The 8,872-nt window shown below is 69.8% G+C and carries 8 protein-coding genes; 3 read left to right on the top strand and 5 right to left on the bottom strand.

The genetic code is table 11. From position 1 onward, the window contains the following. Positions 1-51: 51 nt before the first annotated feature. Positions 52-921, bottom strand: coding sequence for a pirin family protein (locus CEK66_RS20040; RefSeq protein WP_152238055.1), 870 nt, complete (start codon positions 919-921; stop codon positions 52-54). A gap of 331 nt (positions 922-1,252) precedes the next feature. Beyond that, positions 1,253-1,960 carry a deoxyribonuclease V gene (gene nfi, locus CEK66_RS20035; RefSeq protein WP_152238054.1) on the bottom strand — a complete coding sequence of 236 codons (708 nt, stop codon included), beginning with the start codon at positions 1,958-1,960 and terminating at the stop codon, positions 1,253-1,255. Positions 1,961-2,198: 238 nt separating this feature from the next. Here nfi and gpmA point away from each other — a divergent pair, with 238 nt between their 5' ends. Together gpmA and CEK66_RS20025 are read left to right on the top strand one after the other, a co-directional pair. Then, positions 2,199-2,948, top strand: a complete 750-nt coding sequence (gpmA, locus tag CEK66_RS20030) for a 2,3-diphosphoglycerate-dependent phosphoglycerate mutase (protein WP_010342084.1) — start codon at positions 2,199-2,201, stop codon at positions 2,946-2,948. A gap of 36 nt (positions 2,949-2,984) precedes the next feature. Beyond that, a complete protein-coding gene (locus tag CEK66_RS20025) occupies positions 2,985-3,233 on the top strand; it encodes an SHOCT domain-containing protein (RefSeq protein ID WP_017909382.1) in 249 nt (82 codons plus the stop codon). A 133-nt stretch (positions 3,234-3,366) separates the two neighbouring features. Here CEK66_RS20025 and CEK66_RS20020 read toward each other — a convergent pair whose 3' ends face one another. The 3 genes from CEK66_RS20020 to CEK66_RS20010 form a co-directional block, all read right to left on the bottom strand. Further along, entirely contained in the window at positions 3,367-4,089 is a 723-nt protein-coding gene (locus CEK66_RS20020; RefSeq protein ID WP_152238053.1) for a 4'-phosphopantetheinyl transferase superfamily protein, read from the bottom strand. 232 nt (positions 4,090-4,321) lie between these two features. Further along, positions 4,322-6,307 carry a beta-L-arabinofuranosidase domain-containing protein gene (locus CEK66_RS20015; protein ID WP_152238052.1) on the bottom strand — a complete coding sequence of 662 codons (1,986 nt, stop codon included), beginning with the start codon at positions 6,305-6,307 and terminating at the stop codon, positions 4,322-4,324. A gap of 29 nt (positions 6,308-6,336) precedes the next feature. After that, on the bottom strand, positions 6,337-7,740 hold the full coding sequence (locus CEK66_RS20010) for an MFS transporter (RefSeq protein WP_152238051.1): 1,404 nt from the start codon (positions 7,738-7,740) through the stop codon (positions 6,337-6,339). Between the two features lie 188 nt (positions 7,741-7,928). On the opposite strand from CEK66_RS20010, the gene CEK66_RS20005 reads away from it, so the two are divergent. Continuing rightward, positions 7,929-8,747 carry an AraC family transcriptional regulator gene (locus CEK66_RS20005; RefSeq protein WP_017913264.1) on the top strand — a complete coding sequence of 273 codons (819 nt, stop codon included), beginning with the start codon at positions 7,929-7,931 and terminating at the stop codon, positions 8,745-8,747. Positions 8,748-8,872 lie beyond the last annotated feature (125 nt).

Genomic DNA, 8,872 nt, shown 5'->3' with positions numbered 1-8,872 from the left:
GTGGCGCTTCGCGTGTGCGGGGCGGTGGCCCGATGCAGGCCTGCCGCCGGCTCAGCGGCCGGGTTCGGGCAACGGAATGAATTCCTGGTCGTCGCCGGGGATCGTCCCGAAGCGGCCCTCGCGCCAGTCCTGCTTGGCCTGCTCGATGCGTTCCACCGAACTGGAGACGAAGTTCCACCAGAGGTGGCGCGGGCCATCCAGCGGTTCCCCGCCCATCAGCATGGCCTTCAGCGGGGTCTTTGCGCGCAACCGCCCGCGCGCGCCGGGCTCGGGCAGGACCAGGTGCCGCGCCGGAATGTCCACCCCGTCCAGTTGCGCCTCGCCTTCCAGGATGTACAGCGAGCGCTCGACGTGCCGCGCGTCCAGGTCGATTTCGGCGTCCGCCTCCAGGTCCAGGGCCACGTTGAGGGTGTCGGCGAACACCGTGACCGGCGATTCCTCGCCGTAGGCGCGGCCGGCGATCACCCGCAGCCACGCGCCGTCGCGGCGCTGCTGCGGCAGGCTGGCCGCGGCATGGTGGTAGAACGCCGGTGCGGTCTCTTCCGCCGATTTCGGCAGCGCCACCCAGGTCTGCATGCCGTGCAGCGGATGTGCATGCTCGCGCAGCGTGGTCGGCGTCCGTTCGGAGTGGGAGATGCCGCGGCCGGCGGTCATCCAGTTGACGTCGCCGGCGCGGATCACCTGGTCGGAGCCGAGCGAATCGCGGTGGCCGATCTCGCCGGACCACAGGAAGGTGACCGTGGCCAGGCCGATGTGCGGATGCGGGCGCACGTCCACGCCGTGGCCCGGCTCGAACACCGCCGGGCCCATGTGGTCGATGAAGACGAAGGGGCCGACGCTGCGCGCCTGCATGCTGGGGACGGCGCGGCGCACTTCGAAGCCGCCGATATCGTGGACGCGGGGGGCGATCAGGGTGGGCATGCCGGCGCTCGTGGTGGCAGGAACGGAGCGCAAGCTTCGCATGCGGACGCGTGGCACGGACGCCGGCGGCGCAAGACGCAATGTTCCGCGTGCCGCGGCGCTTGGTATGCGCCTCTCTTGCTCAGGTATGCGCGTTCGCACATGTGCATCGCGACACCATGCAGGCGACAGGCGACTGCGTGGATCCACGCCCCCGGACTTGGGCGACCGATCGACGACGCCGGTGGCGACAACGCCATGTGGTTTCAATCCAACGCGTCCGCTTCGGACGCGACACGACAGTGCGGATGCGGCGAGTGCGCTTTCGCAGTCGCGCCAGCGGATGCCGAGGCTACAGCAAGCCCGGCTGGGCGATGGCCACCTCGCCGCGGCGCGAGGCCAGCCGATCGGCCAGCCGGGTCGGTTCCGGCAGACGATAGCCGCGCAGGTAGCGCTGGGTCCACTGCAGCGCGCTGTCCACCGCCACACGATGGCCGGGCGAGACGATCAGCGGCTTGCAGCGCAGCTTGCTGCGCAGCGCCCAGCCCACCACCTCGCCGCGATGCACGATGGGGCTGTGGTCGCCGGCCTGCGCGCCGGGCTCCTCGAAGCGGCCGGCCAGCAAGGTCTTGGCCACGCCGATGCTGGGCAGCCCGGTGACCACGCCGAAGTGCGCGGCGATGCCGAGCCGGCGCGGATGGGCGATGCCCTGGCCGTCGACGAACACCAGGTCCGGCCGCTGCCGCAGCAGGTCCAGCGCGGCCAGCAGCGCCGGCAGTTCGCGGAAACTCAGCAGACCGGGCACGTAGGCCATCGAGGTGGGCACGCGGGCGATCTCGGCCTGGTGCGGCTGCAGGGTCTGCGCGTCGAGCAGTACCGCGGCGGCGCGGGTGACCTGGCCGTCGTCCTCGAAACCGACGTCGAAGCCGGCCAGCCAGCGCGGCGGGTCGGGCACCTCGTCCTGCAGGCTGACCTGGCGCGCCAGCGTCGCCTGCAGCGCGCGCGCCTGCACGATGCTGCCGTCCCAGTCGCCGAATACGGAGTGCGAAGAAGTGTCCATGCGCCGATGATCGCGCCGCGTTCGTGGCTGGGGTGTGGAGGGGCTGGGAATCGGGAATGGGGAATGGGGAATCGCAACGGCTTTGTTCTCCAGCAAGCCGGACAGCCAAGCGCCGCCTGCTGGTCAGAGCCGCGCGGGAACCGCTTCAACGATTCCCCATTCCCGATTCCCCATTCCCAGCCAAGAGCTACAATCCAGGGCCGCACCACCCACGCATCCCCCAACGGAGACCGTCGCAGTGACCCGCAAACTCGTACTGTTGCGCCATGGCCAGAGCCAGTGGAACCTGGATAACCGCTTCACCGGCTGGGTCGATGTCGACCTGACCGAGCAGGGCCGCCAGGAAGCCGTGGCCGCCGGCCGGCTGATGCGCGAGGAGGGGCTGCAGTTCGACGTCGCCCATACCTCGGTGCTCAAGCGCGCCATCCACACCTTGCAGGGCGCGCTGAAGGAGCTCGACCAGGACTGGCTGCCGGTGCACAAGAGCTGGCGTCTCAACGAGCGCCACTACGGCGGCCTGCAGGGCCTGGACAAGGCCGAGACCGCGGCCAAGCACGGCGAGGACCAGGTCAAGATCTGGCGCCGCTCCTACGACATCCCGCCGCCGCCGATGGACGCCGAGGACCCGGGCCATCCGCTGCACGACCGCCGCTATGCCACCCTGGACCGCAACGCGCTGCCGGCCACCGAATCGCTGGCGACCACGCTCGAGCGCGTGCTGCCGTACTGGCACGACGCCATCGCGCCGCAGCTCAAGGCCGGGCAGACCGTGCTGGTCACCGCCCATGGCAACTCGCTGCGCGCGCTGTACAAGTACTTGAACGACGTCTCGCGCGAAGAAATCCTCGAACTCAACATTCCCACCGGCATCCCGCTGCTGTTCGAACTGGACGACAGCCTGCAGGTGCAGTCCTACCGCTACCTGGGCGACCCGGAAGCGGCCAAGAAGGCCGCCGAAGCGGTGGCCAATCAGGGCAAGGCGAAGTAAGCACCAGGATCGGCACGCGGCCGGCAGGAGAACGCGATGGGTGGATTCAGTATCTGGCATTGGCTCATCCTGCTGGTCTTGCTCGCCTTGCCGCTGCTGGTCGGCATGGTGGTGTGGCTGGCGATCCGCGCCCAGCGGCGCCGGCCGGCCGCGGCGGCGCCGCCGTTGCCTCCCGTCGACTCGGTCGAGCAGCGCCTGCGCGCGCTGGAGCAGCTGAAGGCGCAGGGGCTGATCGATGCGGCGGAGTACACGCGCCGGCGCGAGCAGATCCTGGCCGCGTTGTGAGTGTGTGATGCCTCGGCAGGCGCCGCGTTCTCGCGGCCTGCCAAGCGGAAGCGCGGTGTCGACGCCGCGCCGCGTGTTGCATGCAGCGCGCGTTGCCGCAGCTGCGCGGCAACGGCGTAACCCCGGACTACCCTTACCAGACGCAACTGGTGAGCAGCAGCCCGGGCTGCACGTCCACCCAGCGCAGACGGTGCGCTTGTCCGGCCGGCAAGGCCGGCGCCAGCGGCGTGGCGATCCGCGTCTCTACGCTGCCGCTGGCCGGGTCGCAGCCTTCGATGCGCAAGGCGTCGAAATCGAAGAAGCGGCCGACGGTCGCCGCGGTGGCCTTGTAGAAACTCTCTTTCGCCGAGAAGCCCAGGGTCAGCGCATACGGCCAGCCGCGGACGCGGGCGAGCGCAGCCAATGCGTCACAGTCGCTGGCGTCCAGGGCCACGCTGCGGATCGCCTCGAGCTGGTCCGCCGCCACCACACGTTCGATATCCAGGCCGATGCCGTTGGCTGCGGCGGACGTCGGCATGGCGATGGCGACCGCCACGCCGTCGGTATGCGAGAGGCTGCCGAGGAAACCCTCTGGCCAGAGCGGCGCGCGGTCGGGGCCGATCGGAAGGTCGGTGGCCGTGCTGCCGGCCGCCCGCAGCGCGGCGAGCGCCGCGCGCCGTCCGGCCAGGTACTCGGCCTGGCGCTTGCGCACGCTGCGCGCGATCGACGGCGGCTGCTGCACGCGGTGGCGCTGGAAATCGTCGCTGTCGAAGGCATCGACCTCGAACGGCAGCAGCCAGGCGTCCGGCACGGCGATGCGATGCGCGCCGAGAGCGAGCCGGGCGAACGGCGGGGTGGCGAGGGCCAGGGCATCCATGGCCCTAGCTTAGAGCGTGCGCTGGCCGTGCGGCGCGTGCGATGCGGCCGGTGAGGCGCCGCATGGCAGGCATCGCTGTGGTGACCTGTTTCCGCAAGGATTCATCCGAATGCAGCTTGTCCGGCAGGAACGGCGCTTGTCCCCTTCTGCGGGATCAGCCGCGACCGGCGTTCCCGGTAACGCCGGTCGCGGCTGAAGCCGCTCCTGCAGCAGACGTTCCGTAGCGTTGCCTTCAGCCGTCGCTGGCGTCCACCCACACCCGCATTTCGCCTTCGCCGCGATTGGCCCAGGCGAAGTAGGGCACGAAGGTCAGGGGCTGCGGCTGCCGCGTCGGCAGCGGCGCATCGTAGCGGTACAGCGGTGCGGCCGCGGCGTCGACGTCGCCGTGCAGGCGTTCGCCGGTGGCTTGCAGCAGCACCTGGCCGGCGAGCGCGCCGGTGCCGGGTACGGCCTGTAGCGTGGCGTTGGCCGGCAGGCGCAGCTGATGCAGGTCGGCGCCGTTGTCGGCCTGCTCCAGGCAGTACACCAGCGGCCCGCGTTGCACCGCGACCTTGCCGGCCAAGTGGCGCACGCGCGGGTGCCCGCTGACCCGCATCGGCGGCATCGGCAGGCGCAGCTGCAAGGTGTCGCCGGACTGCCAGCGCCGGCGCAGCACGCAGTAGCCGTGCTGGCGGTGCGCGTCGATCGCCACCGGCTCGCCGTTGAGCAGCAACTGCGGCGCCTGGCACCAGTCGGGCAGGCGCAGCGCCAGCGCCGCCTCCACCGGGGCGCTGCTCTCCACCTCGAAGGCGATCGCGTCCTGCCACGGATATTCGCCGCGCTGGCGCAGGGTCAGGGTCTGCCCGCCGACCTCGAACCGCGCATCGCTGCCGACGTAGAGGTTCACGTACAGCGTGTCGTCGCGGCGGGTGTAGAGGTAGTGGCCGAGCGAGGTCAGCACGCGGGCGATGTTGGGCGGGCAGCAGGCGCAGCCGAACCAGCGCTGGCGCACGGGCTTCACATGATCGAAAGTGTGGTTGCCGTGCACCGTGGGCGGGTGCACTTCCAGCGGGTTGACGTAGAAGAAGTGGCGCCCGTCCAGGGCCATGCCGCCCAGCACGGTGTTGTACAGCGCCCGCTCCATCACGTCGGCGTAGCGGCCATCCGGCGCCAGCTGCAGCATGCGGTTGGCGAACATCATCAGCCCGATCGAGGCGCAGCTCTCGTTGTAGGCGGTGTCGTTGGGCAGGTCGTAGTCGACGCTGAAGGCTTCGCCGTAGCTCTGCGCACCGATCGCGCCGGTCAGGTACATCTGTCGCTGGGTGGCGTTGTCCCACAGCCGCTCGCAGGCCGCGCGCAGGGTGGCGTCGCCGCTGTGCCGGGCCAGGTGCGCCACGCCGGCGTACAGGTACACGAAGCGCACGGCATGGCCGACCGCGGTGTCCTGCAGCGCCACCGGCAGATGCGCCTGGCTGTAGGCCTTGTCCTGGATCATCCAGGCCGGGCCGTGCCCGCCCCAGAAGAAGGTCTGGCCGCGCTTGGCGTACTCCTCGTCGTAGTAGTGCGGCGTGGTGCCGCGTTGTTCGACGAAGTAGCGCGCCAATGCCAGGTAGCGCGCCTCGCCGGTGGCCTCGTACAGGCGCATCAGCGCCAGTTCGATCTCCGGATGCCCGGGGTAGCCGTGCAACTGCGTGGGGCCGGGGCCGAAGGTGGCGTCGATGTGGTCGGCGAGCCGGCACACGATGTCGAGCAGGGTGCGTTTGCCGGTGGCCTGGAAGTAGGCCACGCCGGCCTCGATCATGTGCCCGGCGCAGTACAGCTCGTGGCACTCGGCCAGGTTGGTCCAGCGTTCCTGCGGCGCCTTCACCGTGAAGTAGGTGTTGAGGTAGCCGTCGGCCTGCTGCGCGGCCCCGATCAGCTCGATGGTGGCGTCGGCATCGCGCTCCAGCGCCGGATCGGGATGCTGTGCGAGCAGGTAGGCCACCGCTTCCAGCCATTTGGCCACGTCGCTGTCCTGGAAAACCATGCCGTAGAACGCGCCGTCGCTGCGGCCGGCCGCGATGCGGAAGTTCTCGATGGCATGGCTGGGTTCGGCATCGGCGACGTTGTCGTTGAGCGCGTCCCACTGGTAGGGCAGCACCACCTCCTGCACCAGGCGCTGGTAGCGCTGCCAGAACGGATCGGCGATGCGCAGGTGGGCGAGCGGCAGTTCCGGGGACGGCACGGGCGAATGCGGCATGGAGCGGAGATCCTGGAGAGTGGGGAAGGTCAGTGCACCGGGCGTGCGGCCAGATCGGCGGCGATATTCGCCAGCAGCGGCCGGCGCAGCCGGCAGCGCAGGATCACCGCGGCCAACAGCAGGTGCAGGCCGGCGGGGATCAGCGTTTCCAGCAGGGTGATGGCCTGCAGCGAGGCGGGGCTCTGCTGCGCGGCGCCGGCGCGGTAGCCGGCGTAGACGAACAGCGCGCTGATCACCACCGCGCTCGAGGCCCAGGCCAGCTTGATGCAGAACAGGTTGAAGGCGAAGTTGATGCCCGAGGAACGCACCCGGTTCTTCCAGGCGCCGTAGTCGTCGGCGAAGGCCATCAGCGAGAAGTGCAGCGGCAGCGCGAAGCCCAGCACCAGGCAGTGCACGAAGATCACCCCCAGCCACAGCGTCTGCTGCGCCGGTCCGGTCGGCAGCCACCATTGCGCCACGCCGAACGCGGCCAGCGCCAGGTTGGTGTGCAGGTACAGCGCCAGCGGATCGAAGCGGCGGCACAGCGCGTTGACCACGATCGCGCCGAGTACCGTGGCCAGCGCCACCATCGCGAAGAACAGCGAGGCGTAGTCGCTGCTGCCGCCGAGCACGTAGGTGATGAAGTACAGATAGGCGCCGCCGCGGATGTTGTAGACGTTGATCAGCAGGAACGACATCAGCAGCACCAGCCGCAACTGGTCGTTCTGCAGCAGGCCACGCAGATGTGCGCCGATGCCGGCGCCGCCGAGCAGGCTGACCGGCACGCGTTCGCGCACGGCGAAGAAGCAGCACAGGAACATCGCCACCGCCAGCACCGCCAGCACGCCCACGCCGAGCTGGTAGCCGCGCGCGGCGTCGCCATTGCCCAGTTCCCGCACCAGCCACGGCAGCCCGACCGACACCAGGAAGCCGGCGATGCCGCACAGCACGAAGCGCCAGGATTGCGCCGAGACCACGTCGCGGTGGTCGCCGGTCATGCTGTTGATCAGCGCGCAGTAGGGCACGTTGATCGCGGTGTAGCACAGCGACAGCAGGAAGTAGCTGGCGAAGGCGTAGGCGATCTTGGCGCCGGCGCTCAGCTGCGGCGCGCTGAAGGTCAGCACGCAGGCGATGCCGATCGGCACGGCGACCCACAGTTGCCAGGCGCGGAACCGGCCCCAGCGGCTGCGGGTACGGTCGGCGATCAGGCCCATCACCGGATCGGACACCGCGTCGGCCACGCGCAGCACGGTGAACAGGGTGCCGACCAGCGCCGGGGTCAGGCCGAACACGTCGGTGTAGAAGAAGGTGAGGAAGTTGGCGATCAGGCAGGTGACCACCGTGCCGCCGGCATCGCCGAGGCCGTAGCCGAACTTCTCCAGGCGCGACAGACGCGGCGTGGTCGCGGCCGGTGCGGCGTCTGCGGTGGCGTGGCCGATGGCGGTCGCGGTCAACGTAACGGCTCCTGGCGCGCCCGGTCCGGCGCCAGCGCAAAGTGGCATGGCGGCGCACCCGCGACAAGAGTCTGTGCGGTATAAAACCGGTACGATTCCGACCACGGCGGCCGCGGCGTCCTTGCGCGGCATCGTTCATTCGAATGCTGCAGTGCAGCGTCGCGCAGGCAAGGGGAGACGTTTCCGACATGCTCGAATTCGCCGTCGCCTATCCGATCCGGGTCCAGAACGGAGGACTGTTCATTTCCCGCGGCGTGGGTGCGCATCCGGCGCGGGTGATCCAGTCCTACGAGCTGATCTTCGTCGAGCGCGGCATCCTCTCGATTCGCGAACAGGACAACGACTTCCACGTCGGCCCCGGCGAGACACTGTTGCTGTGGCCCGGCCGCGCGCACGCCGGCCTGGGCCAGTTCCCGGACGACCTGCGGTTCTATTGGGTGCATTTCGAACTGGAACCGGGCGCGGCGCAGGCGGACAACGCGGTGGCGCTGTCGATGCCGCAGCGCACTGCGATCCGCGATCCGGATCGCTTCGTCGGCCTGTTTCGCTGGTTCCTGGCCGAGCAGGAGGAACGGCGCACGCTGCCGATGCTGGAGCCGATCGTGCTGTCGATGCTGCAATGCGTGGCCGGCGCCTGGCCGGATCCGCACGATTCCGAACGCGCCGGGGTGGCGCTGGCGTACCGTGCCAAGCAACTGATCGGCACGCAGTTCCACACCGCGCTCACCGCCTCGTCGCTGGCCGCGCAACTGCACTGCAATCCGGATTATCTGGGCCGCATCTACCGGCGCAGCTTCGGCACCACGCTGACCGAGGCGATCCACCGCCAGCGCATCGCCTTTGCCGAGAAGCTGCTGCTGGTCAACACCTGCGCGGTGGACGACGTGGCGCAGCGCGCCGGCTTCAGCGACAGCGGCTACTTCCGCCGCGTGTTCCGCCAGCGCCTGGGCATGACCCCCAGTGCGTATCGGCGGCTGTACTGCAAGGAGCACATCAATTCGGGGTGAGGGGGGCTTGCGGGCGCATGTGCGTCGCCGCTTGCCGCGAACCTGCTTGCGCCGCTGCGCGCTGCAAGGTGTGTGGCAGGGACAGGGCTTGGCTGCCCGCGTTTGCAGGAGTCAACTGTCATGCA

Source organism: Xanthomonas sp. LMG 12460, assembly GCF_009192895.1.
Classification (GTDB): Bacteria; Pseudomonadota; Gammaproteobacteria; order Xanthomonadales; family Xanthomonadaceae; genus Xanthomonas_A; species Xanthomonas_A sontii.
Note: the sequence above shows the minus strand (reverse complement) of the source record. Positions and strands in the feature narration are given on the sequence as shown.

Excerpts from the sequence above, each read along its gene's own strand:
- CEK66_RS20040 (WP_152238055.1), bottom strand. The coding sequence starts at position 921 with ATGCCCACCCTGATCGCCCCCCGCGTCCACGATATCGGCGGCTTCGAA.
- nfi (WP_152238054.1), bottom strand. The coding sequence starts at position 1,960 with ATGGACACTTCTTCGCACTCCGTATTCGGCGACTGGGACGGCAGCATC.
- CEK66_RS20025 (WP_017909382.1), top strand. The coding sequence starts at position 2,985 with ATGGGTGGATTCAGTATCTGGCATTGGCTCATCCTGCTGGTCTTGCTC.
- CEK66_RS20020 (WP_152238053.1), bottom strand. The coding sequence starts at position 4,089 with ATGGATGCCCTGGCCCTCGCCACCCCGCCGTTCGCCCGGCTCGCTCTC.
- CEK66_RS20015 (WP_152238052.1), bottom strand. The coding sequence starts at position 6,307 with ATGCCGCATTCGCCCGTGCCGTCCCCGGAACTGCCGCTCGCCCACCTG.
- CEK66_RS20005 (WP_017913264.1), top strand. The coding sequence starts at position 7,929 with ATGCTCGAATTCGCCGTCGCCTATCCGATCCGGGTCCAGAACGGAGGA.